The sequence below is a fragment of the Duganella paludis genome (assembly GCF_054461335.1).
In genome coordinates, this window is sequence record NZ_CM136922.1 from 4,092,075 (window position 1) to 4,116,232 (window position 24,158).

The 24,158-nt window shown below is 63.4% G+C and carries 17 protein-coding genes; 9 read left to right on the forward strand and 8 right to left on the reverse strand.

What is annotated here, in order from left to right:
* Window positions 1-15 precede the first annotated feature (15 nt).
* A complete protein-coding gene (locus tag ACXZ1M_RS18125) occupies window positions 16-2,076 on the forward strand; it encodes a M56 family metallopeptidase (protein WP_459049038.1) in 2,061 nt (686 codons plus the stop codon).
* A gap of 115 nt (window positions 2,077-2,191) precedes the next feature.
* Complete coding sequence (locus ACXZ1M_RS18130; RefSeq protein WP_459049039.1) at window positions 2,192-4,495, forward strand: UvrD-helicase domain-containing protein; 2,304 nt, start codon at window positions 2,192-2,194, stop codon at window positions 4,493-4,495.
* Here the strand turns inward: ACXZ1M_RS18130 and ACXZ1M_RS18135 are convergent.
* Genes ACXZ1M_RS18135 through ACXZ1M_RS18145 form a run of 3 tightly spaced genes read right to left on the reverse strand, consistent with a single transcriptional unit; the run spans window position 4,492 to window position 6,691 of the window.
* Window positions 4,492-5,280, reverse strand: coding sequence for a BPSS1780 family membrane protein (locus ACXZ1M_RS18135; RefSeq protein WP_459049040.1), 789 nt, complete (start codon window positions 5,278-5,280; stop codon window positions 4,492-4,494). The two genes, ACXZ1M_RS18130 and ACXZ1M_RS18135, sit on opposite strands and share 4 nt — an antisense overlap.
* Complete coding sequence (locus ACXZ1M_RS18140) at window positions 5,280-6,236, reverse strand: homoserine kinase (RefSeq protein WP_459049041.1); 957 nt, start codon at window positions 6,234-6,236, stop codon at window positions 5,280-5,282. The genes ACXZ1M_RS18135 and ACXZ1M_RS18140 overlap by 1 nt, the downstream gene beginning before the upstream one ends.
* A 53-nt stretch (window positions 6,237-6,289) precedes the next feature.
* The gene (locus ACXZ1M_RS18145) at window positions 6,290-6,691 is read right to left on the reverse strand and encodes a hypothetical protein (RefSeq protein WP_459049042.1); all 402 of its coding nucleotides are present in this window, start codon (window positions 6,689-6,691) and stop codon (window positions 6,290-6,292) included.
* A 164-nt stretch (window positions 6,692-6,855) separates the two neighbouring features.
* Here ACXZ1M_RS18145 and polA point away from each other — a divergent pair, with 164 nt between their 5' ends.
* The 3 genes from polA to ACXZ1M_RS18160 all read left to right on the forward strand — a co-directional run bounded on the left by polA (window position 6,856) and on the right by ACXZ1M_RS18160 (window position 11,465).
* Complete coding sequence (gene polA, locus ACXZ1M_RS18150) at window positions 6,856-9,615, forward strand: DNA polymerase I (RefSeq protein ID WP_459049043.1); 2,760 nt, start codon at window positions 6,856-6,858, stop codon at window positions 9,613-9,615.
* Between the two features lie 90 nt (window positions 9,616-9,705).
* Window positions 9,706-10,590: a dienelactone hydrolase family protein gene (locus tag ACXZ1M_RS18155; RefSeq protein ID WP_459049044.1), complete on the forward strand. Its 885-nt coding sequence runs from the start codon at window positions 9,706-9,708 to the stop codon at window positions 10,588-10,590.
* A 164-nt stretch (window positions 10,591-10,754) separates the two neighbouring features.
* Complete coding sequence (locus ACXZ1M_RS18160) at window positions 10,755-11,465, forward strand: ZIP family metal transporter (RefSeq protein ID WP_459054040.1); 711 nt, start codon at window positions 10,755-10,757, stop codon at window positions 11,463-11,465.
* 5 nt (window positions 11,466-11,470) lie between these two features.
* Here ACXZ1M_RS18160 and ACXZ1M_RS18165 read toward each other — a convergent pair whose 3' ends face one another.
* The gene (locus tag ACXZ1M_RS18165) at window positions 11,471-14,569 is read right to left on the reverse strand and encodes a S8 family serine peptidase (protein ID WP_459049045.1); all 3,099 of its coding nucleotides are present in this window, start codon (window positions 14,567-14,569) and stop codon (window positions 11,471-11,473) included.
* Between the two features lie 360 nt (window positions 14,570-14,929).
* Here ACXZ1M_RS18165 and ACXZ1M_RS18170 point away from each other — a divergent pair, with 360 nt between their 5' ends.
* Window positions 14,930-16,654: a PEP-CTERM sorting domain-containing protein gene (locus ACXZ1M_RS18170; RefSeq protein WP_459049046.1), complete on the forward strand. Its 1,725-nt coding sequence runs from the start codon at window positions 14,930-14,932 to the stop codon at window positions 16,652-16,654.
* Window positions 16,655-16,701: 47 nt separating this feature from the next.
* Here ACXZ1M_RS18170 and ACXZ1M_RS18175 read toward each other — a convergent pair whose 3' ends face one another.
* The 3 genes from ACXZ1M_RS18175 to ACXZ1M_RS18185 are packed head-to-tail and all read right to left on the reverse strand — an operon-like array spanning window position 16,702 to window position 19,598.
* Window positions 16,702-17,556 carry a sulfurtransferase gene (locus ACXZ1M_RS18175; protein ID WP_459049047.1) on the reverse strand — a complete coding sequence of 285 codons (855 nt, stop codon included), beginning with the start codon at window positions 17,554-17,556 and terminating at the stop codon, window positions 16,702-16,704.
* Between the two features lie 8 nt (window positions 17,557-17,564).
* Window positions 17,565-18,488: a DMT family transporter gene (locus tag ACXZ1M_RS18180; protein ID WP_459049048.1), complete on the reverse strand. Its 924-nt coding sequence runs from the start codon at window positions 18,486-18,488 to the stop codon at window positions 17,565-17,567.
* 9 nt (window positions 18,489-18,497) lie between these two features.
* Window positions 18,498-19,598, reverse strand: coding sequence for an aromatic ring-hydroxylating oxygenase subunit alpha (locus ACXZ1M_RS18185; RefSeq protein WP_459049049.1), 1,101 nt, complete (start codon window positions 19,596-19,598; stop codon window positions 18,498-18,500).
* Window positions 19,599-19,909: 311 nt separating this feature from the next.
* Between ACXZ1M_RS18185 and ACXZ1M_RS18190 the strand changes: the two genes are divergently transcribed.
* Genes ACXZ1M_RS18190 through dxs form a run of 3 tightly spaced genes read left to right on the forward strand, consistent with a single transcriptional unit; the run spans window position 19,910 to window position 22,932 of the window.
* Window positions 19,910-20,173, forward strand: coding sequence for an exodeoxyribonuclease VII small subunit (locus tag ACXZ1M_RS18190; RefSeq protein ID WP_459049050.1), 264 nt, complete (start codon window positions 19,910-19,912; stop codon window positions 20,171-20,173).
* Complete coding sequence (locus ACXZ1M_RS18195) at window positions 20,170-21,060, forward strand: polyprenyl synthetase family protein (RefSeq protein ID WP_459049051.1); 891 nt, start codon at window positions 20,170-20,172, stop codon at window positions 21,058-21,060. Before ACXZ1M_RS18190 ends, ACXZ1M_RS18195 begins: the two co-directional genes overlap by 4 nt.
* Window positions 21,061-22,932 carry a 1-deoxy-D-xylulose-5-phosphate synthase gene (dxs, locus tag ACXZ1M_RS18200; protein ID WP_459049052.1) on the forward strand — a complete coding sequence of 624 codons (1,872 nt, stop codon included), beginning with the start codon at window positions 21,061-21,063 and terminating at the stop codon, window positions 22,930-22,932.
* On the opposite strand, the gene ACXZ1M_RS18205 is transcribed toward dxs, so the two are convergent.
* The gene (locus ACXZ1M_RS18205) at window positions 22,919-24,115 is read right to left on the reverse strand and encodes an SGNH/GDSL hydrolase family protein (protein WP_459049053.1); all 1,197 of its coding nucleotides are present in this window, start codon (window positions 24,113-24,115) and stop codon (window positions 22,919-22,921) included. The two genes, dxs and ACXZ1M_RS18205, sit on opposite strands and share 14 nt — an antisense overlap.
* Window positions 24,116-24,158 lie beyond the last annotated feature (43 nt).

The window sequence follows — 24,158 nt, forward strand, 5'->3', positions numbered from 1 at the left end:
ATCGGGAGCGCGGCAATGGAATCACAACTTACTACTATGTTGTCGGCACTGGTGCCCGCCATCGGTTGGGCGCTGCTGCACTTCGTCTGGCAAGGTCTGCTGGTCGGCTGGGCGGTGACCTTGGCGATGTATCTGCTGCGCAAGGCGCGTCCGCAAACGCGTTATGCGGTCGCTTGCGGCGGCTTGCTGTTGTGCGCGGTGTTGCCGCTGTCGGGCATCCTGCTGCAGCTGGCCGAGTCGCGCATTGTTGCCGGCCCGATCATCAACGTGTTCAGCGTCGGCGATGGCGCCACCTGGACCTCCGTTCTCACCGAAAGCCGCACCGAAAACCCCAACCTGACCGCGCTGCGCGACCTGCTGCGCCGGCAACTGCCGTGGATCGTCGGCCTGTGGCTGCTGGGCGCCGCGCTGATGGCGCTGCGGCTGGCGATCGGCCTGAAATGGGTGGCGGACCACACGCGGGCGGACGAATACACCAGCAATCCTTACTGGCAGCGCCGCTTGTCCGAGCTGGCGCGCCGTTTCGGCATCGAGATGCATGTGCGTCTCGGCGTGGCCGACAAACTCGATAGTCCGATCACCGCCGGCTGCTGGAAGCCGATCGTGCTGGTGCCGGCCGCGCTGGTCACCGGCATGCCGGCCGATTTGCTGGAAGCGCTGCTGGCGCACGAACTGGCGCACATCAAGCGCAACGACTATCTGGTCAACCTCATACAAAGCGCGATCGAGATCGTGCTGTTCTATCACCCTAGTGTTTGGGCTATATCGCGCAGGATACGGATCGAGCGGGAACAAATCGCCGACGACCTGGCAGTGGGTATGCTCGGCCAGCCACAAAAGCTGGCGCAAGCCCTGTCGCAACTGGATCGCTTTCAGTTCGACACTACACAACTAGCCCATGCGGCTCACGGAGGAAATCTCATGTCTCGTATCAAACGCCTGCTGCGTCCCGATGTTGAACCTGTCAGCTGGAAGATGGCGGTGCCGCTGGCCGGCCTGCTGGCGGCCGGCGCGGTCTTGTATGCCCACGCTGCGCCGCAGCTGCCCGAACCGCCCGCACCGCCGGAACCACCGGCCCTGATCGAACCGGCCGAGCCGGTGCCGCCGCCGGCGATACCGGCAGCGCCGGCGCGCGTTGCGCAAGCCGCGCCGGTGGCGCCGATCGCACCAATTGCTCCTGCCGCTCCCGTTGCGCCGAAGGCTCCAGCCCCGGTGCCAGCCTTGCCTGCGGTGCCAGCCATTCCAGCCGTGCAAGCTGTGCCAGCCACGCCGGCCATGCCGGCGCAGCCGGCCCGCGTCAAGTTCGACCACATGACCGTCAACGAAGGCCCGAACCAGCGCAGCGCCTATGCCATCGTCCACGGCAACAAAGAAGCGATCACGGTCTCTGCCTCCACCAAGGACATCCGCAAGGTTTCCGAACTGCGTGGCGCTGTGAAGGGTGACTTCCTCTGGTTCCGCGACGGCGACAAGACCTACCTGGTGCAAGACCCGGCGGTCATCGCCCGTATCGACAGCGCTTGGGCGCCGGTCGACAGCATCGGCGGCCAGATGGAAGCCCAAGGCAAGAAGATGGAAGCGCAGGGCAAGATCATGAACGCCATCGGCGAACAGATGAACACCGTGGGCCACGACTACGGCCGTCAGATCGAGCGCGACATGGATGTGCAACAACGCCAGATGGAACTGGTGGCGCGCGCCCAGGAAAAAGTCGCCCGCCGCATGGACCTGGCTGCGCGTGAACTGCAGCAGGACAACAGCCAGGAAAAAGTGCGCGCATTCCAGGAAAAGATGAGCGGCCTGCAAGCCGAAATGGCGCCGCTGCAAAAACAGATGGCCGAGTACCAGCGCGAACTGGCGCCCAAGCTCGCCAAGCTGCACGAGCAGAATGCGCCGATGAAAGCGTTGCAACAGAAAATGGCGGAAGCCAGCCGTCCGATGGGCGACCTGAACGTGCGCATGGGCGAACTCAACCTGAAACACAGCGAGGCCGTGCGTGAAGCCGAGCGCGTGATCAAATCGCTGATGCAAGAAAGCTTACAGAACGGCAAAGCCGTCCCTGCACCATCCGTCTAAAATCCGGGGTCAGGTCCTCCATTGCTACACGGGCTGTACCGTAGCGATCGCTACGGTACAGCCCGTGTAGCAATGGAGGACCTGACCCCGGAGTATGAGCCGGTATAATCACGGGATGCAAAATCTTCTCCATAACCTCAACGACGAACAGCTTGCCGCTGTTACCTTGCCCGCGCAGAGCGCACTGATTCTGGCGGGGGCCGGTTCTGGTAAAACCCGCGTTCTGACTACCCGTATCGCCTGGCTGGTGCAAACCGGCCAGGTGTCGCCTTCCGGCATCCTGGCCGTGACCTTTACCAACAAGGCCGCCAAGGAGATGCTGACCCGCCTCTCCGCCATGTTGCCGATTAATACGCGCGGCATGTGGATCGGTACCTTCCACGGCCTGTGCAACCGCCTGCTGCGCACCCATCACCGCGACGCCGCGCTGCCGCAGACGTTCCAGATTCTCGATTCCCAGGATCAGCTGTCGGCCATCAAGCGCCTGCTGAAGGCGAACAACGTCGACGACGAGAAGTTCCCGCCCAAGGACATCATGTACTTCATCAACGGCGCCAAGGACCAGGGCCTGCGCGCCGACAAGATCGACCCGTACAACGCCGATGAGCGCAAAAAGGTCGAGCTGTACCAGCTTTACGACGACCAGTGCCAGCGCGAAGGCGTGGTCGATTTCGCCGAGCTGCTGCTGCGCACCTACGAGCTGCTGAGCCGCAACCAGCCGCTGCGCGAGCATTACCAGCAGCGCTTCCAGCACATCCTGGTCGACGAGTTCCAGGACACCAATGACCTGCAATACAAATGGCTGAAGCTGATGTCCGGCCACGGCACCCAGCAGGGCGGCGCGCTGTTCGCCGTTGGCGACGATGACCAGAGTATTTATGCCTTCCGTGGCGCCAACGTCGGCAATATGAGCGCCTTCGAGCGCGAATACCACGTCAAGAATCTGATCAAGCTGGAGCAGAACTACCGCTCGCACGGTCACATCCTGGACGCCGCCAACGTGCTGATCGCCAATAACAGCAAGCGCCTGGGCAAGAATCTGCGCACCGATGCCGGCCATGGCGAACAGGTGCGCGTCTACGAAGCCAACTCGGACCTGTCCGAAGCGTCGTGGATTATCGAGGAAACCAAGAACCTGATCCACGACGGCGCCTCGCGCAGCGAGATCGCCGTGCTGTACCGCTCCAACGCGCAGTCGCGCGTGATCGAGCATGCGCTGTTCTCGGCCGGCATTCCGTACCACGTGTACGGCGGCCTGCGCTACTTCCAGCGCGCCGAGGTCAAGCATGCCATCGCCTATTTGCAACTGATGGACAATCCGCACAACGATTCCGCCTTCCTGCGCGTGGTCAATTTCCCGGCGCGCGGCATCGGCGTGCGGTCGATCGAGACCCTGCAGGCGGCCGCCGACCAGTACGGCATTTCGCTGTACGCGGCCGTGCCGTATGTGACCGGCAAGGCCGGCACCCTGCTGTCCGGCTTCGTCAAGCTGATCGAGGGTACGCGTTTTGAAACGCAGCAGATGGCGTTGCCGGAACTGGTGCGCGTGGTGCTGGAGCAATCGACCCTGCTGAATCACTACGCCACCGAAAAAGAAGGCGCCGACCGCATCGAGAACTTGGAGCAGATGGTCAGCGCGGCCACCCAGTTCGTGTCGGAAGAGGGCTACGGCCAGGGCGCGCCCGCGCATCTCGGCCCGCAGTCGCAGGCGCAGTCCGGCGCGGCGGTGGTGAACCAGGATGGCTTCGAGATCCTCGACGCCGATGCGCCGCTGTCGACCGTGATGTCGCCGCTGTCGGCCTTCTTGTCGCATGCCTCGCTGGAGGCCGGCGACAACCAGGCCACCGTCGGCCAGCAAGCGGTGCAGATGATGACGGTGCACTCGGCCAAGGGCCTGGAGTTCAACAACGTCTTCATCACCGGGCTGGAAGAGGGCTTGTTCCCGCATGAGAGCAGCTCGCGCGAACACGACGGCGTGGAAGAGGAACGGCGCCTGATGTACGTGGCGATCACCCGCGCGCGCGAACGCCTGTACCTGAGCTTTGCCCAGACCCGCATGCTGCACGGCCAGACCCGCTACAACCTGAAGTCGCGTTTCTTCGAAGAGTTGCCGGAAGACGCACTGAAGTGGCTGACGCCCAAGGTGCAGGGCGGCGGCTGGTTCGCGGCCAAGAAGTCGGCCTGGGATGAGGCGCCGCTGGTCGGCTCGGACAAGGCGCTGGCGCAGAAGATGGCCAGCAAGTCGATCGAAGCCGGTTCAGGCTGGCGTTTGGGGCAGTCGGTGGTGCACGCCAAGTTCGGCGAAGGCGTGATCGTCAACATCGAGGGCAGCGGCAACAATGCCCGCGCCCAGATCAACTTCGGCAGCGCCGGCATGAAGGTGCTCGACTTGAGTATCGCCAAGCTGGAGAAGATTTAAGGCTTGTCGAGATCGACCGTAGCAGGCGCCGAAGGCGGCGTTTGCGGCGGGCCGAAGATTTGCGCGTAGGCCGCGTACAGCATGCAATGCACCAGCACCAGCGAAATCAGGAACAGCGTGAAGATGCCGGCCACGCTCAGCTGCGACACGCCCAGCACCAGCACAATGATCTGGATGCCGAAGAAGTAGAACAGGTGCAGGATCAGCACCGCGCTGACCAGCGGCCGGATGGCCCGCAGCACCGACACCACGCTGAAGAACAGCGCCTTGCTGAACGCCATTTTCTGCCAGAAAATCAACGGCGCCGTCATCGACGTCAGCAGCCAGCCCACCATGTAGATGGCCGAACCCGTCAGCATGCCGCCGAACAGGCCTTCCACGTCCTCCGGCTTGAGGCTGCCGCGCGCCTGCGCCGTGCGCAAGCCTTCCATGGCCTCGCCCGAGATGCCGTAGATGGCCAACATGGCCAGCAACATCAGCAGCAGGTTCAGCAGGCCCATGCCCAGCAGATGCTTGCGCATCGGCGACTGGACGCCGGCCAGCAGGAATTGCGGCAGGGCGCGACGGCCCTGGTCGATTTCGGCGCAGCCTTGCAGCAGGGCGATGGTGAACATCGGCATCAGCAAGGCCCACAGGATTTGCCCCAGCACGGGCAGCAGCATGATGATCAACGAGGCGAACATGCAGACGAACAGGAGCGCCATCATGCCGCCGGGCTGTTTGCGGAACAGCGTCCAGCCTTGCTTGATCCAATGCCAACCTACGCGTGCGGGTAATTTTTCCATCAGTACAGTCCAGGCGCCGGCGTGGCGATGCGTTCGCGCAGAATGCGCTCAAAGTGGGTGGGGTCGTGAGGCGTCAACATCTCCGCCTCGCGCGGGCAGTAGTAATCATATAGGCGCGACAGCCAGAAGCGCAGGGCGCCGGCGCGCAGCATGGTTTGCCAAGCGTGCGTTTCGGCTTCCGTGAACGGGCGCACGGCGTGGTAGGCGTCCAGCATGGCGCGCACGCGCGCTTCGTCCAGCACGCCCGTTTCCAGGTCGATGCACCAGTCGTTGACGGTGACCGCCACGTCGAACAGCCAGGTGTCGCAGCCGGCGAAGTAGAAGTCGAAGAAGCCGGTGACTTGCTCGCCCTTGAACATCACGTTGTTGCGGAACAGGTCGGCGTGCACCGGCCCCACCTGCAACTGCTTGTAGTGATCGCAGGCGGCAAAGGTTTCCTGGTAGTGCACCTCGGACTTGAGCAAATGTGCCTTGTCTTCGGGAATGTAGGGCAGCACCAGCGGCGTGGTTTCATGCCACCATTCCAGACCGCGCAGGTTCGGCTGCTTCAGTTCGTAATCGAGACCGGCCAGGTGCATTTGCGCCAGCATGCCGCCCACCTGGGCGCAATGCACGGGCTGCGGTTCCATCTGCGAGCGGCCTTCGAGTTTGGTGACGATCGAGGCCGGCTTGCCGTGCAGCGCGGTGATCAGGCCGCCCTGGTCGTTGGCCACCGGCGCCGGCACCAGCACGCCACGGTCGGCCAGGTGGCGCATCAGGTTGAGGTAAAACGGCAGTTGTTCAAACGACAGGTTCTCGAAGATGGTGAGCACGTACTCGCCGCGCTCGGTCGTCAGGAAGAAGTTGCTGTTCTCGATGCCGGAACTGATGCCTTTGAGCTCAAGCACTTTGCCGAGCGGGAATTGGGTGATCCACTGGGTGACATCTTCCAGCGATACCGGGGTAAAGACTGCCATGAGAAGTTAGATGAGTTCGGTGACGCTGCCGGCGGGCCGGCAGGGGTGTCTGGTTATTTAACGGCGGGCGGAGGTGGCGGCGGGGTGTTGTCCTGCGCTGCTTCCTCGTCCGTGGTTTTCTTTTTCTTCTTACCAATGTCGAACTCCAGCACTGTCCACTGCGGGCCGCGATTGTTGCCGCTCATTGCGTCGCCCGGCTGGGCGGTGCCGACCGGGTGGTTGGGACGCAGGGTGTAGGTGCTTGGACCGCTTTTGACGGTCGCCTCGGTGACATTGCCGCTGTTGTCGCGTTTTTCGGTAATCTTGCCTTCTGTGCTCGGCTTGGCGGTGACCGTGATCGGGTCTTCGGCGATTTCCTCGATTTTTTCCAGTTTGGGCGGCGCCTGGCTAGGCGTCGACTGCGCAAATGCCGTGTGGGCGAGCAACGTCAGGAGGAGGAGGGAAATGCGCTTCATGATGGATCGCCTATAGCAGTGTAAAAGCCGCAGAATTTTTATGTATGATCCATTGTAACAAACCGACACGCTTCCTGTGCTTTCCGCCCTGTATTGCGGTTGGGCCGTCGCCAAAACCTGCGATAATGTTGCATTCGTCGCCATGCGCCTCCATCTTCGTACCTATGCAAAATACCCTGTTGTTAGTAGACGGCTCCAGCTATCTTTACCGCGCCTTCCACGCGCTGCCCGACCTGCGCAGCCCGGACGGCCATCCGACCGGCGCCATGCACGGCATGGTCAACATGCTGCGCCGCCTGCGCGCGGATTACCCTGCCGCTTACATCGCCTGCGTGTTCGACGCCAAGGGGAAAACTTTCCGTGATGACATGTATCCGGAATACAAGGCCACCCGCGCTTCGATGCCGGACGACCTGCGTTTGCAGATCGAGCCTATTCACGAGGCGGTCAAGGCCATGGGCTGGCCGATCCTGATGGTTGAAGGCGTCGAGGCTGACGACGTGATCGGTACGCTGTCGCTGGACGCAGCCAAGGCCGGCATGAACGTGGTGGTGTCCACCGGCGACAAGGATCTGGCGCAGCTGGTCAACGACAAGGTCATGCTGATCAACACCATGACCAACGAAAAGATGGACGAGGCCGGCGTGCTGGCCAAGTTCGGCGTGCCGCCGAACCGCATCATCGATTACCTGACCCTGATCGGCGACACCGTCGACAACGTGCCGGGCGTGTCCAAGTGCGGCCCGAAGACCGCGCTCAAGTGGCTGAGCGCCTACGACTCGCTGGACGGCGTGATCGCCAATGCCGCCAATATCAGCGGCGCCGTCGGCCAGAACCTGCGCGATGCGCTGGAATGGCTGCCGAGGGGCCGGGAGCTGATTACCGTCAAATTGGACTGCGACCTGTCCGCCCACATGGTGTCGATCAACGAATCGCTGACCGCGCGTGAAGAGGACAAGGAAGCGCTGCTGGCCTTCTTTGCCAAGTACGGCTTCAAGACCCTGCTGCGCGATTTGAGCGTTGCCGGTTCCGCGCCTGCCGCCGTAGCCAAGCCGTCGATGGACGCGCCGGTGGGCGGCGCTGCCTCCGCCAACGGCGACCTGTTCGCCGAAGCGGTCGCCACCAACTACGAAACCGTGTTCACCGACGAACAGCTGGACAAGTGGATCGCGCTGATCGACGCCGCCGAACTGACCGCCGTCGATACCGAAACCACTTCGCTGGAGCCGATGACGGCGCAGCTGGTCGGCATTTCGCTGGCGGTGAAGGCGGGCGAGGCCTGCTACATCCCGGTCGCGCACTCCTACCAGGGCGTGCCGCAGCAGCTGGAGCGCGAGCACGTGCTGGCCAAGCTCAAGCCGTGGCTGGAAGACGCCACCAAGCTCAAGGTCGGCCAGAACCTGAAATACGACAGCCACATCTTCGCCAACCACGGCGTGTCGCTGCAGGGCATTCATCACGACACGCTGCTGGAATCGTATGTGTTTGAATCGCACCGCACCCACGACATGGACAGCCTGGCGCTGCGCCACCTGAACCACACCACGATTCCATTCTCGGACGTGTGCGGCAAGGGCGCCAGCATGATCACCTTCGACAAGGTGGAAATCCAGTGCGCCACCAATTACGCGGCGGAAGACGCCGACATCACGCTGCGCCTGCACCAGAACATGATCGGCGAAGTGGAGAAGGACGAGAAGCTCAACTTCATCTACCGCAATATCGAGCTGCCGACCGCCGTGGTGCTGCAGAAGATCGAGCGCAACGGCGTGCAGATCGACGCCGCGCTGCTGGAGCAGCAATCGTCCGAGCTGGGCGCGCGCATCGTGGAGCTGGAAGCCAAGGCGCACGAGCTGGCCGAGCAGCCGTTCAACCTCGGTTCGCCGAAGCAGATCGGCGAAATCTTCTTTGAGAAGCTGAAGCTGCCGGTGGTGAAGAAAACGCCGAGCGGTGCGCCATCGACCGATGAGGAAGTGCTGCAAAAGCTGGCCGAAGACTATCCGCTGCCGAAAGTGCTGCTGGAGTACCGCAGCCTGTCCAAGCTGAAGTCGACCTACACCGACAAGCTGCCGAAAGGTATCAACAAGCAGACCGGCCGCGTGCACACCAACTACGCGCAGGCGGTGGCGGTGACGGGCCGTCTGGCGTCCAACGACCCCAATCTGCAGAACATTCCGATCCGCACCAAGGAAGGCCGCCGCATCCGCGAAGCCTTCGTGGCGCCGGCCGGTTCGCACATCGTGTCGGCCGACTATTCGCAGATCGAACTGCGCATCATGGCGCACATTTCGGAAGACGCGAACATGCTGCGCGCGTTTGCCGAAGGCGTCGACATCCACCGCGCCACCGCCGCCGAGATCTTCGGCGTGGCGCCGGAGTCGGTCGAGAACGAGCAACGCCGTTACGCCAAGGTCATCAACTTCGGTCTGATCTACGGCATGAGCGCCTTCGGCCTGGCCGTCAACCTGGGCATCGAGCGCGGCGCGGCGCAAAGCTATATCGAGCGCTACTTCGCGCGCTTCTCGGGCGTGAAGCAGTACATGGACGACACGCGCCTGCAGGCCAAGGCGCGCGGCTACGTGGAAACGGTGTTCGGCCGCCGCCTGTGGCTGCCGGAGATCAATTCGCCGAACGGCCCGCGCCGCCAGGGTGCGGAACGCGCGGCGATCAATGCGCCGATGCAGGGCACGGCCGCCGACCTGATCAAGCTGGCCATGGTGGCGGTGCAGGACTGGCTGGAAGCGGAAAAGCTGGGCACGCGCATGATCATGCAAGTGCACGATGAACTGGTGCTGGAAGTGCCGGACGCCGAGCTGGAGCTGATCAAGCGCAAGCTGCCGGAACTGATGGCCGGCGTGGCGCAACTGAAAGTGCCGTTGATTGCCGAAGTCGGCGTCGGTAATAACTGGGATCAGGCACATTAACCCCCCGTCGTCCCCGCGCAAGCGGGGATCCATGCTGAGCATGGATTGCCGCGTGCGCGGCAATGACGGTTCTTCTGACGGAGGATATGGATGGATGATTTGACGCGGGACGCAGAGAGTTTGCTGGGCAAAACGAGTTTGTCGGACGGCGTCGACCGCCGCGACTTCCTGAAGGTGGCGCTGGGCACCGGCTTCGCCGCCGCCACCCTGCCGGTGTCGGCGCAGAACGTCATCAAGACCGACACCGCCGGCCTCACCGCCGGCACCATCACCATCAACGTCGCCGGCCAGAACGTGCCGGTGTACCGCGCCCAGCCGGAAGGCAAGACCAACCTGCCGGTGGTGCTGGTGATCTCGGAAATCTTCGGCGTGCACGAGCACATCGCCGACGTCGCGCGCCGCTTCGCCAAGCAAGGCTACCTGGCGTTGGCGCCGGACCTGTTTATCCGCCAGGGCGACCCGACCAAGGTGGCCTCGATCGCCGACCTGCAGCGCGACATCATCGCCAAAACCCCGGACGCGCAAGTGTTCACCGACCTGGACGCCGTGGTGGCCTGGGCCAAGGCCAACAACGGCAATGGCGACAAGCTGGCCATCACCGGCTTCTGCTGGGGCGGCCGCATCACCTGGCTGTACGCCGCGCACAATCCTTCCATCAAAGCCGGCGTGGCCTGGTATGGGCGCTTGAAGGGGGACCTGAACGCCAACTTTCCCAGGCACCCAATCGATGTTGCTGGCACTCTGACCGTGCCCGTCCTCGGCCTGTACGGCGCCAAGGACACCGGCATCCCGCTGGAAACGGTGGACATCATGAAGGCATCGCTGGCGCAGGGGCCGAACAAGTCCACTTTCGTGATCTATCCGAACTCCGGCCACGCCTTCCACGCCGACTATCGCCCGAGCTACAACGAGGCCGACGCCAAGGACGGCTGGGGCCGCACGCTGGCCTGGTTCAAGCAAAACGGCGTGATTTGAGCGGTTTTTAAGCAGAAAAGCATGCCGGGGAGTAAAATAACGCCCCGGCGTGCGCGGCAGCGCGCGCGGCTCCAGGTACCAGAGGCTATAACATCGATCCCGTACTCGTTTCAATCATACTGGCAACAACACTAGCTGGCGTAGTGAGCATCACTGCGGCGGCCGTGTTCTCGTTTACGCTGCTGTCCAAGCTGGTCGAGCGCATGGTCAGCCTGTCGGTCGGCATCATGTTGTCGACCTCGCTCCTGCACGCCTTGCCGGAAGCCTTCGAATCGTCGGCCAGCGCGCGCAGCCTGTTCGCCACCCTGCTGGGCGGCCTGCTGGCGTTCTTCCTGCTTGAGAAATTGGCCATCCTGCGCCATTCGCACCATCACGAGCATGACGGTCACCACCATCACCACGGCCACGACAAGCGCGAGGCGGGCAAGGCCGGCTGGATGATCCTGGTCGGCGACGGCATGCACAATTTCACCGACGGCATTTTGATCGCAGCCGCATTCATGGCCGATCCGCAACTGGGCCTGATCACCGGCCTGGCCATCATCGCCCACGAAATTCCGCAGGAAATCGGCGACTTCATCGTGCTGCTCAACGCCGGCTTCTCGCGCACCCGCGCCTATGTCTACAACCTGCTGTGCAGCCTGCTGGCGATTGCCGGCGGCCTGCTCGGTTATTACACGCTGGACCGCGCCAGCAGCCTGATTCCGTATGTGCTGGTGTTCGCCTCATCCGGCTTCATCTACATCGCCGTGAGCGACCTGATGCCGCAGATGCAGCGCCGGGCCACCCTGCGCGAGTCGATTCCCCAAGTCCTGCTGATCGCCGCCGGCGTGGCGATCGTACTGTTCCTCACCGGCGGCGAGCACAATCACTAAGCTGCTTACTTCTCCGTGTTGATGCGTTTGGCGTAGGCGACGCCGGTGGCAGGCGTGACGTCACGCGTGTCGATGTTGATCTCGGTGACCGACGTCATGCCGCCTTCCGGATTGGCCAGCTTCACGCCGCCCAGGTAGTGCTTGCCTTGCTCCAGGCCGCTCCAGGTGACGCCCACCGTCGAGGTGCCGCCGACCTTCACCGTCGACGGCAGGGACAGTTTTACATTGCCCTTGGTGTCGTTGGGAATCGCGGTGGCGTACGACAGCGTGAAGTTGGCGCTGGCGCCGTTCTTCAGCTTGTAGCCCACCACGCAGGCCTTGATCACGCCCATCGGCGGCGAGATCAGGGTCACGCTTTCGTTCGAGTCGGTGTGCGCGCTGGCGGCCAGCAGGCGGTTCCATTGGTCGAGCAGGATCAGGTCCAGGTCGTCGTCGGCGCCGCCCGAGGTTTCGTGGTTGGTCAGTTCAAAGCGCGCCACCACGGTCTTGTTGGGGATGGCCAGCGTGGTCGCCTTGACGCCGGGACCGCGCGCGATGCAGGCGTTCACCACATCTTCCGTCGCGTCCACCGAACCCTTGGCCGCTTGCGTCACGGTCTGCGCCAGGCGGGTGTACTCGCGCAAGCCGCCACGGTCGACCGCCAGCGTGCCGTCGAAGCCGGTCTGCACCTCGAACTGGCGGGTGCCGCTGGTGCTGGTGGCGGAAACCACCTCCGGTCCTTCCACGCCGTTGTTGTAGCGCGCCTGCAATGGGCTGCGCACATTGTGCTCGCTGTCATTCCACACCACTTCGCCCATTTGCCAGATGCCCGGCATGGCGCTGGTGCGGGTCAGGCTGACGCTGTAGCTTTGCGTTTCACCCGGCGCCAGTTGCAGGGTGGAAGGCGTGACGGCGATATCGAAACCGTCGATGCGGCTGCTGGCCGTGTAGATGGCCGGCTTGTCGCCGACGTTGGTGACGCTGCGGCTGACGGTCTTGACGCCCACCACGCCCGGCACAGTGATCGAGGCCAGGTTCAGCGCATAGCCATTGAGCGCGCCTTGTCCGCAGAAGCTGGTGTCGTTGGTCACGCCGCACAGGTATTTCTGATAGTCGGCGCCCGTCATGTCGTACACCAGGCCGGGATCGGCGGCGCCGTTGGGCAGTACCAGTCCTGCGCCCTGGCCCCACGGTAGGGTGCCGTCCTGGTCGCCGCTGAGGTCGGTCGGCAGCACGCTGCGGGTGGCGGTCATCAGCGCCGATTTGATGGCGGCCGGCGACCAGCCTGGATGGCGCTGCTTGAGCAGCGCGGCCAGGCCGGCCACGTGCGGCGTCGCCATCGAGGTGCCCGACATATAGGCGGACTGGCTGTAGGCCGGGGCGCTGCCGGCGATTACGGCGCTGCGCTGGGCCGCGCTCAGGCTCGGCGCAATGCCGGCCAGGATGTCGACGCCGGGCGCCGCCATGTCCGGCTTGAGCACGCCCGGATCGAAGCGGTTCGGGCCGCGCGACGAGAACGCCGCCAGGGTCGGGCCGTAGGTCGGCACTTGTTCGCTGGCCGACAGGGCGGCGGTGGCGCCGCTGTTGGTGGCATAGGCGAGGATGGCCTGGCCATCGGCCTGGTCGACGTGGATGGTCGGCACGCTGTACATGTCGATCAGCGGGCCGTTGCCGTCGTCCAGCATGATCATGCCGATGCCGCCGGCGGCCTTGACGGCGTCGGCCTTGTCGGCGCGCGGGTTGTTGCCGCGCTGGCAGGCGACGATCTTGCCGGCGACCTTGGCCGGGTCGAGATGGGTGGTGCCGGAGTAGGCCTTGCTCAGGCATAGTTCGGCGAAACCGGTGCTACCACCCGCCGTCACTGCCGCGCCGCCGTAGATCAGGGCGCTGGCCGGCAGCGGTTTCGAGTTGATCGAAATGCCGCTGTAATTCTGGCCGTTGCCCAGTGTGACGGTGGCGCGCTGAGTCTTGTCGTGGGCTGCTGCGGCTACCGTGGTCAGCCAGGGTGCGATGTGGTTGACCTGGTTGGACGGGCCGTCGTTGCCGCCGGCGGCAGCCACGAACACGCCCGCTTCCACCGCGTGGCGGAAGGCCAGTTCGACCGGTTCCAGCGGGCTTTCGCCGCCGCTGATCGAGAAGTTCAGGACATCGACGCCGTCCGCCACGGCAGCTTCGATGGCGGCCACGCTGTCGCTGTTGAAGCAGGTGTTCTTGACGCCGTTGTCGCCCGGATTGAAGCTCCAGCACACCTTGTAGACGGCCAGCCGCGCGCGCGGCGCCATACCGGTGCGCACGCCGAGCTTGTCGCCATTGCCGCCCACCGCCGGCACTTTGGCGTTGCCGACAGCGGTGCTGGAGGTGTGCGTGCCGTGGCCGCCTTCGCCGGCCGGCCAGCTCAGCGAATCGCGCGGCGAGCGGAATTCGCTCCAGTGGATCGGCAAACCGCTGGAACGGAAGCCCTGGTCGAAGTAGCGCGCGCCGATCAGCTTGTTGTTGCAGTCATCGGCGTTGAAGCCTTCGCCGGCCTGGCACACGCCTTTCCAGCGTGCCGGCGGGGCGCCGTAGGCGAGGGTGCCGCTGCTGTCGAAGGTCGGCTGATCGTCGCCGTTGACGCGGTCGCCATAGGACAGGTTTTCCGGCCACACGCCGGTGTCGATCACGCCGACGATGATGTCTTCGCCGGCCTTGTCCTTGCCGCCCAGTTGTTCCCACAGGCCGCCCGGCTGATCCAGGCCGAGGAAGGTCGGGGTGTAGTTGGTGACCACTTCGTGGCGTTCGTCCGGCGTGATGCTGGCGACTTTGCCGCTGGACTTGAGCAGGCGCACTTCGGTTTCGCTGAGGCGTGCGGCAAAGCCGTTGAGCACCAGCTGGTACTGGTGGGTGACGTTGGCGGCCGGCAGCAGCGCTTTGGCTTGTGCTTGCCGGGTTTCGAGGTAGCTGCGGTAGGAGCGCGCGGCGGCGCTGTTGGGATCGAAACGCTGGCCGGGAGCGGCCTTGGTGGCGCGCATGCCGCTGACATTGCCGGCATAGGCGGCCAGCGGCTGGTCGGTCAACTGAACGATGTAGGACCGGCGGCCATCGTCGGCGTGCGCGTGGGCGGTGAATGCAAATGTTATCGCTAACACAAGTGGAGTAAGTCGATACTGCCGTGCTGAGTTCGATGCCATGGAACGCTCCCGGGGAAGAGGTGGATGTGACTTTTTAAAAATAGTAGAGGTTTAAACTATAGCAACGTCGTCAACTGTGTGATCATAAATTTAATTAAAGTCATTACGTAGTCACATTAATACAACGGATGAACAATATATTTAAGTCAACAAAATACGCGTGAGAATTGGCGAGTTTCATAGGGAAAGTATGCTTCGTCGCAGGGTTTGAAATGGCGAATTTTTTACCACTTGTCAAAATTAAAAAAATTTTGACTGTATAGACGACCCCAGTCGGGCTGTGCATACTTGGCTACTTGTTAACCCAAGGGAGGAACAATGAAACTCGTACGCACAGCATTGGCTGCCGCTTGTCTGGCGGTGGCCGCCGGCCCGGTTTTCGCGGATGCCCACAGCACCGCAACGTTCGGCAATCTGAAGATAACCATCATCGATCTTGACCTAAATGACGGCATCTCCGCCGGCATCACGTTCATGCCGGATCCGCGAAAGTACTACGACGGCGCGTATGTCAGGGGCGAAGCGGAAACTTGGACCCAACCCGGCGGATACGACGACCTGCATGACGAAAAGATGGAAAAGACGGCCGCTAGAGGTAGCGCTAACATCAGCGGGAGCGCGAATACTGCGTTGGCAACGATGTCCGCCAGCGTGAAGGCGGCTGCGGATGGCCGTGGCTTCAATGCCGCCAACCTGGCGGGGACGGCGCAGGCCTCGGCGGGTCATCTCAGTTATTTCAACGGTGACTTTGGTGTGCCGGGCAGCGATTTACGCTATTTCAGTTTGACGGCCAATACACAGGTGGTGTTTTCGGTCGATACGACCATGAGTGTCAGTACTGGTTTTACAGCCGTTTCCGGTGAGCTGCGCAACGAAATGGCGTTTGCACGGGCGTCGTTGCTGGTGATGGGGCTGGATGTCGATGGCTTCACTCCACTGGTAGACCAGCAGCAGCACATTTTGAGCGTCGGCTATCCCGGTGATGCGCTCCCGAGCGGCAGTTCCGACAGCTGGAGCGGCATACTCTCGTCCAGTTTCAGCAATCTCGGTAGTGTATCGGCCGAGGGCGGCTTCTGGGCCGGCGGCACGATCGAGGGCGCCTCGCTGATCTCGGCAGTGCCGGAGCCGTCGACCTATGGCATGCTGCTCGGCGGCCTGGGGCTGCTGGGTGCTGTAGCGCGCCGTCGCCGCAAGGCGCTGGCCGCCGCCTGTCTGGCCGCTGCGGTCGGCCCGGCGTTTGCCACCGCCACCAGCAGTGCGCTCATCGGCAATATGACCATCACCTTGGGCGACTTGAATCCGACCGATAGCGCTACGCCGTGGCTGTCGTTCACGCCGAGCAACCCGGCCACCGTGCATAACGAAGTAAAAGGTTGGGGCGATGAGTATGAGCACTACACCACCGACGACTACGTGGCTTCGGCGAAACAGGATGGCGTGTTGTCGCGCCTGCGCGCGACCGAGTGGTCGAGCGCCGAAGGCAGCCTGACCACCGCCGCCAACGCCGCCGGCTACACCGCGATGTCGTCGCAGGGCAGGGCGGACAGTGGGCTGGATGAGTTCGGCAAGTATTTCAACATCGTCGCGAACGGCGGCGGCGGCACCAACTTCCTGCTGTCGGCCAACACCAGTATCACCTTCAGCGTGACGGCGGATCTGAAGGCCTTCACCAGCATGGGCTATAACCTCGACGGCGACATGGACGAGTTCGCCTATGCGCGCACGCTGCTGAATGTGGGCGGCAAGGTGAATGGCATGGATCAGTTCGATTTTCAGGAGCGCAGCGTCATCGCCCAGTATTACGTCAATGACGACAACACCGTGTCCGGCGTCAGCGACAGCTGGTCCGGCACCATGTCGGTGACGTTCTACAATTTCGGATCGACTGCAACCGATGTCTGGCTGCAGGCCTATGCGATGAGCGAAGGCTATTCCGCCGTGTGGGACGGCGTGACGCCGGTGCCGGAACCATCCACCTACGTCATGCTGCTGGGCGGGCTGGCGCTACTCGGCGCCACCCGCCGCCGTCAACTGCGCGCGTGATCTTGCAGCGGGAGTCCCATCGCATGATGGGCTCTCGCATGGGGATTTTAGTTGGGGCCGGTAGCGACGGGGCGGGCGGTGTCGGCGCACCATTCGCTCCACGAGCCCGGATACAGGGCGGCGCCGGGCAGGCCGGCGATTTCCAGGGCCAGCAGGTTGTGGCAGGCGGTGACGCCGGAGCCGCATTGCATGATGGCTTGCGGCGCGCTGTCGAACAGCGGCGCGAAGTCGGCCTTCAGCTGCGCGGCGTCCTTGAAGCGGCCTTCGGCCGTCAGGTTGTCCTTGAAGAAGCGGTTTTTGGCGCCGGGGATATGGCCGCCCACCGGATCGATGGTTTCGTTTTCGCCGCGATAGCGGTCGGCCGCGCGGGCGTCGACCACGGTGCGCGCCTGCGTCGACAGGTTGGCGACCACTTCGTCCACCGATACCGTCGCCACCAGCGATGGCTGGTCGCCGATCGCCCCCGGCGCGCGTGCTTCGTTCGACGTCACCATGGCCAGTCCGGCCGACTGCCACGCGGCCAGGCCGCCATCAAGCACGGCCACCGTTGGATGTCCCACCCAGCGCAGCAGCCACCACAGACGCGCCGCGAACATGCCACCGTGCGCATCGTAAGCCACCACTTGCGTGTCGTCGTTGATGCCCCAGCTGCGCAGGGTGGCGATCAAGGCCGCCCGTTCCGGCAGCGGGTGACGGCCGCGAAACGCGCCGTCCGCACCCATCTTGGCGCCCGACAGGTCCGTATCCACATTGGCGAACTGCGCGCCGGCGATGTGGCCGATGGCGAAGCCGTCACGGCCCGCGTTCGGATTCATCAAGTCATGACGGCAATCGAGGATGACCCAGTTCGGGTCTTGCAGATGCTGGGACAGGGTGGCGGCGTCGATCAGGGTGGTGTGCATGATGCTCCTTATACTTCGCTGGCGATGGGATCGGTATTGGCGATGGCCTTACCGCGTTCGGTATTGCGCGTATTGTAGAACGTCGCGGCCATGCCCGACGCAAGAATGATGGCGATGCCGGCCCAGCTGTGCCAATCGAACACGTCGCCGAACACCAGCACGCCCCACACGCTGGAGAACACGATGCCGGTGTACTGCAGGTTGGCCACCACCAGCGTATTGCCCAGGCGGTAGGCGCGCGTCATGGCGATCTGCGCGCTGGTGGCGCACACGCCGATGGCCAGCAACAGCAGGCCGCTGCGCCAGTTGGTGATCGGATGCCACGCCGGGCCGTCGCTGCCGCCGGTGAGGAACACGCCGACGATGCCGGCCAGCAGATTCATCACGGTGAAGTAGAACACCACGCGGTTTTCGGGCTCGCCGGCCAGGCCCAGCTTGCGCACCTGCATATACGCCATGGCGGTGATCATGCTGGAACCGAGCGCGATCAGCGCCGGCGTCAGCAGGTTGGCGTCGAAGGCGGGGCGCAACAGCAGGGTGACGCCGATGAAGCTGCAGCCGACGGCCAGTATCAGCGGCCACTTGACGTCGCCCTTGGCGTGCCACCAACCCATGGCGAACAGCCAGGCGGCGATCCAGATCGGCGACATGTAGTTGAGGGTCATGGCGGTGGCCAGCGGCAGTTCGCCGATGGAGTAGTACCACAGCCAGAGGGAGATCACGCCGATGACGCCGCGCCACAGGTGGGCGCCCGGCATGCTGGTGCGGAAGCTGCCGCCCTGCATTTTGATCAGGGTGGCCAGCGTAATCACGCCGACCACCCCGCGATACAGCACCAGTTCGGATGTCGAGAATTCCACCGAGGCCAGCTTGACGCAGACACCCATCACGGCAAACATAAAACTCGCAAACAACATCCACAGTGACTGCATCGTTAAACCTTATAAAGCCATCTTGCGACTGTACCACTCGTGGAAGTGCTGCATGCCGTCTTCCATCGGTGACTGATATGGTCCGCCGTCGGTCTCGCCGCGTTGCATCAGCACCTTGCGGCCGGCGTCCATGCGCAGGGCGATCTCGTCGTCCTCGACACAGGTTTCCATATAGGCGGCGCGTTCGGCTTCGACGAATTCGCGCTCGAACAGCACGATTTCCTCGGGATAGTAGAACTCCACCACGTTCTTGGTGCGCTGCGGGCCTTCCGGCCACAGGGTCGACACCACCAGCACGTGCGGATACCACTCGACCATGATGTTCGGGTAGAGCGTCAGCCAGATCGCGCCGTACGGCGGCGGTTCGCCGCCACGGAACTTGAGCACCTGCTCCTGCCAGTGCTTGTAGACTTCCGAGCCGGATTTCTGCAGGCCCTTGTGCACGCCCACGGTCTGCACGCTGTAGTCGCGGCCGAATTCCCATCGCAGGTCGTCGCAGGCGACAAAGCTGCCCAGGCCGGGGTGGAAGGGCTCGACGTGATAATCCTCCAGATAGACCTCGATGAAGGTCTTCCAGTTGTAGTCGCAATGGTGCACTTCCACGTGGTCCAGCATGTAGCCGCTGAAATCGAGGTCCTTGGTCACCGACAGCTGGTTCAGCGTTTCCATGACGTTGTAGCCGTTTTGCTCGAACAGCAGGCCGTTCCAGCTTTGCAGCTGGGTCTTCGGCAGGTTTAGGCATGGCGTTTCGGGGAAGTGCGGCGCACCGAGCAACTCACCCTTGAGGTCATAGGTCCAGCGGTGCAGCGGACAGACAATGTTATTCGCATTGCCACGGCCATTGAACATCAGCGCCTGGCGGTGACGGCAGACGTTGGACAACAGCTCCAGCCCATTGGCGTTACGCACCAACATGCGGCCTTCGTTCTCGGCGGCGAGGGTTGCGTAATCGCCGACGTTCGGCACCATCAGCTCGTGTCCGACATAACGCGGACCGGCCTTAAATAATTGCTGCATTTCGCGCTGTAACAGCGCTTCGTCAAAATAGACGTTAACCGGAAGTTGCGCAGTTGGTCGCGCTAGCTTGGCGTGGGTACCCAGATCGGACATCCAAACCCCCCTTAATCAATGATTCAAACCAAGAAGAGACAGAATCCGTAAAGACGACCCGCATTCTTATGCGTTGAGGTGGTATTTAGGACAGAACCGGCGATTATACCGTCTTTTATGCTCGACCGACAGCCTGCTGTGCTCGTTTTTCGTGCAAAAACTTGCGTTTCATGCATGGTTGTACGGCAAATGGGGGCGATTGCGATAAAATCCATGGTCCGCCGCTAATGTCCCACGGGATAAGGTGGTTTGTTCTAAAATAACGGGCTACACTGCGCTGGCACGAGCTTTGCCTTGAAAACTGAATGACTATGCCTAAGAAATTAACTGCCGACGCGACCGACGCTGTTCCCGCTCCCGCTTCATTTGAAGAAGCGATGGCCGAACTGGCGCAACTGGTTGCGCAAATGGAGGCAGGCCAACTGCCGCTGGAAGCTTCGGTGGCCGCCTATGCGCGCGGCTCGGAGCTGGTGAAGTTCTGCGCCGCCCAGCTGGAAAAAGTCGAATCCCAAGTCAAGGTGCTGGAAGGCGAGATGCTCAAGCCGTTCGTGGAATCCGGCGAGGCGGAGCAATGAGCGCCGCCTTCGACGATTGGATGAAAACCGTGCAGGCCGGATCGGAAAACGATTTATCCGGTTTCCTGCCGTCGGCAGACGCGATCCCGACCAAGCTGCACGCCGCCATGCGCTACGCGCTGCTGGGCGGCGGCAAGCGCGTGCGCCCGCTGCTGGTGTATGCGGCCGGCGCGCTGTTCGGGGCCGACGCGGCCACCCTGAGCCGCGCGGCGGCGGCGGTGGAAATGATCCACGCTTACTCGCTGGTGCACGACGATATGCCGTGCATGGACGACGATGCACTGCGTCGCGGCAAACCGACCGTCCACGTGGCCTACGACGAAGCGACCGCGCTGCTGGTCGGCGACGCGCTGCAATCGCAGGCTTTCCTGGTGCTGTCGGAAGCGACCACGATACCGCCGGCGCGCCAGGTGGCGATGCTGCGTTTGCTGGCGCACGCCTCCGGCTCGGCCGGCATGTGCGGCGGCCAGGCCATCGATCTCGATAGCGTCGGCATCAGCCTGACGCTGGAACAGCTGGAGCAGATGCACCAGCTGAAAACCGGCGCCTTGCTGCGCGCGTCCGTGGTGCTGGGCGCATTGGCCGGCAAGGATCTGGACGAGAATGAATTGAACGCGCTGAATGTGTATGCGCGCGCCATCGGCCTGGCGTTCCAGGTGGTGGACGATGTGCTCGACGCGACGGCCGATTCGGCCACGCTGGGCAAGACCGCCGGCAAGGACGCCGCCGACAACAAGCCGACCTATGTATCAATACTGGGTCTTGCGCCGTCGCGCGCGCTGGCGGAAAAATTGCGGCTCGATGCGCACGCAGCGCTCGCACCGTTTGGAGAAAAAGCTCTGCGATTACGCGAACTCGCGGATCTGATCGTGCAGCGGAAGGCTTAAATGAACTTGCTCGAAAAAATACAATCCCCGGCCGATGTGCGCAAACTGGCGTACACCCAACTGACGCCGCTGGCGCACGAACTGCGTGCCTACCTGCTCGATTCCGTCTCCAAGACGGGCGGCCATTTGTCGTCGAATCTCGGTACGGTCGAACTGACGGTGGCGCTGCACTACGTGTTCAACACGCCGCACGACCGCATCGTCTGGGACGTCGGCCATCAGACCTACTCGCACAAGATCCTCACCGGTCGCCGCGATCGCATGCACACGCTGCGTCAGCTGAACGGCATCTCGGGCTTCCCTAAGCGCGATGAAAGCGAATACGACACCTTCGGCACCGCGCACTCGTCGACCTCCATTTCGGCGGCGCTGGGCATGGCGCAGGCGGCCAAGATCAAGGGCGAGCATCGCCACGCGATCGCCGTGATCGGCGACGGCTCGATGACGGCCGGTATGGCGTTCGAGGCGCTGAACAACGCCGGCGTGCAGGAAGACGTCAACCTGCTGGTGATCCTGAACGACAACGACATGTCGATCTCGCCGCCGGTGGGCGCGTTGAACCGCTACCTGGCGCGTTTGATGTCGGGCCAGTTCTACGCGGCCGCCAAGAATGTCGGCAAGTCGGTGCTGCCTGGTCCCGTGCTGGAACTGGCCAAGCGCCTGGAAGAACATGCGAAAGGCATGGTGGTTCCGGCCACCATGTTCGAGGAATTCGGCTTCAACTACATTGGCCCGATCGACGGCCATGACCTGGACTCGCTGATTCCGACGCTGCAGAACATCAAGCAGCTCAAGGGCCCGCAGTTTCTGCACGTGGTGACCAAGAAGGGCCAGGGCTACAAGCTGGCCGAGGCGGAACCTGTGCTGTACCACGGCACGCCGAAATTCGATCCGGCCGAAGGCATCAAGCCGTCCGTCGCGCCGTCGAAGAAGACCTACACCGAAGTGTTCGGCGACTGGCTGTGCGACATGGCCGCCGCCGACAAGAAGCTGGTCGGCATCACGCCAGCCATGCGCGAAGGCTCGGGCATGGTGCGCTTCGACCAGGAATATCCTGATCGTTACTTCGACGTCGGCATCGCCGAGCAGCACTCGGTGACCTTCGGCGCCGGCCTGGCGTGCGAAGGTCTGAAGCCGGTGGTGGCGATCTATTCGACCTTCCTGCAGCGCGGCTACGATCAACTGATCCACGACGTGGCGCTGCAAAACCTGGACGTGACGTTTGCGCTGGACCGCGCAGGCCTGGTCGGCGCCGACGGCGCTACCCACGCCGGTAATTATGACCTGGCCTACCTGCGCTGCATCCCGAACATGGTGGTGATGGCGGCATCGGACGAAAACGAATGCCGCCAGATGCTGACCACCGGCTACCAGTACAACGGTCCGGCGGCGATCCGCTATCCGCGCGGCGCCGGCATCGGTGCCGTCATCAAGCCGGAGCTGACCTCGATCGAGATCGGCAAGGGCGAGATCAAGCGCGCGGGCCAGAAGATCGCCATCCTGGCCTTCGGCTCGATGGTGGCGCCGTCGCTGGCGGCCGGCGAAACGCTGAACGCCACGGTGGCCAATATGCGCTTCGTCAAACCGCTGGATGTGGAACTAGTGAAGCAGCTGGCCGCCGATCACGATTACTTCGTGACGGTGGAAGAGGGCTGCATTATGGGCGGCGCCGGTGCGGCGGTAGCGGAAGCGCTGGCGGCGGCGGGCTTGTCCAAGCCGATGCTGATGCTTGGCCTGCCGGACAAATTCATCGACCACGGCGACCCGGCCAAGCTGCTGGCCAGCGTCGGCCTGGACGCCGCCGGCATCACCGCCTCCATCAAACAACGCTACCTAAGCGACGAACCGCGCCTGGTCGTTAATAACGGCTGATCAGGCCCGCCAGTCCGGCGGCCATCGCTTCGTATCCGGCATCGCCGGGATGCAGATGGTCGCCGCTGTCGTAGCGCGGCTGCATGCGCGCCGGCCTCGCCGGGTCGCGCAGCAGCGCTTCCGTATCGGCCACTGCGTCGAACTCTCCGCTTTCCCTGATCCATTGGTTGACCTGCCTGCGCACCGCGTCCTTGGCCGGCGTGTAGTAGCCTTCGATGCCGGCGCCTTCGAACGGCAGCAGCGTCGCGCCGATGATGCGCACCTTGCGCGCGTGTGCTTGCGCTATCAGCTGGCGGTAGACGGCGATCATGCGTTCGGCCGTCATCGGCGCTTCCTGCGGTGCGAAGATGGATTGCGGCCAGCCGATATCGTTTATCCCCATCAGCACGATGGCCGTGTGCACGCCCGGTTGCGCCAGCACGTCTTGTTCGAAGCGCGCGGCGGCGTTGGCGCCCATGCGGTCGCCCAGCAGACGCGCGCCGGAGATGCCGGCGTTGACCACCGCCACGCCACTGGCCGCCAGCCGCGCCGCCAGATAGTCCGGCCAGCGCCGATCGGTATCCGGCGTGGAGCCATTGCCGTCGGTGATGGAATCGCCAAACGCAACCACCGCCGGCGTGGGCGCGGTCGCGTCGACCCAGATTCCGCTCAGCAGGGCGCGGCCGTGGAGCCGCTGTGTGTTGGGCAGCGCGGCCGAGGCGGTGACATTGCCGCTGGCGATGGTGCCGGTTTGCTGCGCGCCCCAGTGGAAAGTCGCCAGTGGTGTGTGCTGCGGCAGGTAGATACTGACCGCCAGCTTTTCAAGCGCCGCCACGGGCATGTCGATGGCGTCGCTCACCATTGGCGCGCCGGGTGGAATGGCAACGCTGCGCTGGCCGCCAAATGTCAACATGAGCGGCGCGCCGCCGTTGCGAGCCACGCTGGCCTCGCCGATCTGCATCGGTTGCGTGCCGTAGCGGTTCGACAGCACTACGCGCACGCGTCGCCCGCCGACGCTGATGCGCGCCGTCTCGCGCACGGTCTGGCGTTCCAGTGCTGCCGGCACGCCGGTCGGCAACGCAAACTCCTGTGCCGCCCAAGCCGCGTGCGGGCTGGCCTGCCAGGTCGCTACCCAGTTGTCCGCCGCCTTTAGCGGCGTGGCGACGATGGCTGCCAATGCGGCAGCTGCAATATAACGTTTCATGATGCTCTCCTTGCTCAGAAAAGCCCACGATAAGTTATTCGTT

Bases quoted from the DNA above. Each gene is read 5' to 3' on its own strand.
- ACXZ1M_RS18130 (WP_459049039.1), top strand. From the start codon at position 2,192: ATGCAAAATCTTCTCCATAACCTCAACGACGAACAGCTTGCCGCTGTT.
- ACXZ1M_RS18155 (WP_459049044.1), top strand. From the start codon at position 9,706: ATGGATGATTTGACGCGGGACGCAGAGAGTTTGCTGGGCAAAACGAGT.
- ACXZ1M_RS18175 (WP_459049047.1), bottom strand. From the start codon at position 17,556: ATGCACACCACCCTGATCGACGCCGCCACCCTGTCCCAGCATCTGCAA.
- ACXZ1M_RS18205 (WP_459049053.1), bottom strand. From the start codon at position 24,115: ATGAAACGTTATATTGCAGCTGCCGCATTGGCAGCCATCGTCGCCACG.
- ACXZ1M_RS18195 (WP_459049051.1), top strand. From the start codon at position 20,170: ATGAGCGCCGCCTTCGACGATTGGATGAAAACCGTGCAGGCCGGATCG.
- ACXZ1M_RS18125 (WP_459049038.1), top strand. From the start codon at position 16: ATGGAATCACAACTTACTACTATGTTGTCGGCACTGGTGCCCGCCATC.
- ACXZ1M_RS18190 (WP_459049050.1), top strand. From the start codon at position 19,910: ATGCCTAAGAAATTAACTGCCGACGCGACCGACGCTGTTCCCGCTCCC.
- polA (WP_459049043.1), top strand. From the start codon at position 6,856: ATGCAAAATACCCTGTTGTTAGTAGACGGCTCCAGCTATCTTTACCGC.
- ACXZ1M_RS18170 (WP_459049046.1), top strand. From the start codon at position 14,930: ATGAAACTCGTACGCACAGCATTGGCTGCCGCTTGTCTGGCGGTGGCC.
- ACXZ1M_RS18185 (WP_459049049.1), bottom strand. From the start codon at position 19,598: ATGTCCGATCTGGGTACCCACGCCAAGCTAGCGCGACCAACTGCGCAA.
- dxs (WP_459049052.1), top strand. From the start codon at position 21,061: ATGAACTTGCTCGAAAAAATACAATCCCCGGCCGATGTGCGCAAACTG.
- ACXZ1M_RS18135 (WP_459049040.1), bottom strand. From the start codon at position 5,280: ATGGAAAAATTACCCGCACGCGTAGGTTGGCATTGGATCAAGCAAGGC.
- ACXZ1M_RS18140 (WP_459049041.1), bottom strand. From the start codon at position 6,236: ATGGCAGTCTTTACCCCGGTATCGCTGGAAGATGTCACCCAGTGGATC.
- ACXZ1M_RS18145 (WP_459049042.1), bottom strand. From the start codon at position 6,691: ATGAAGCGCATTTCCCTCCTCCTCCTGACGTTGCTCGCCCACACGGCA.
- ACXZ1M_RS18180 (WP_459049048.1), bottom strand. From the start codon at position 18,488: ATGCAGTCACTGTGGATGTTGTTTGCGAGTTTTATGTTTGCCGTGATG.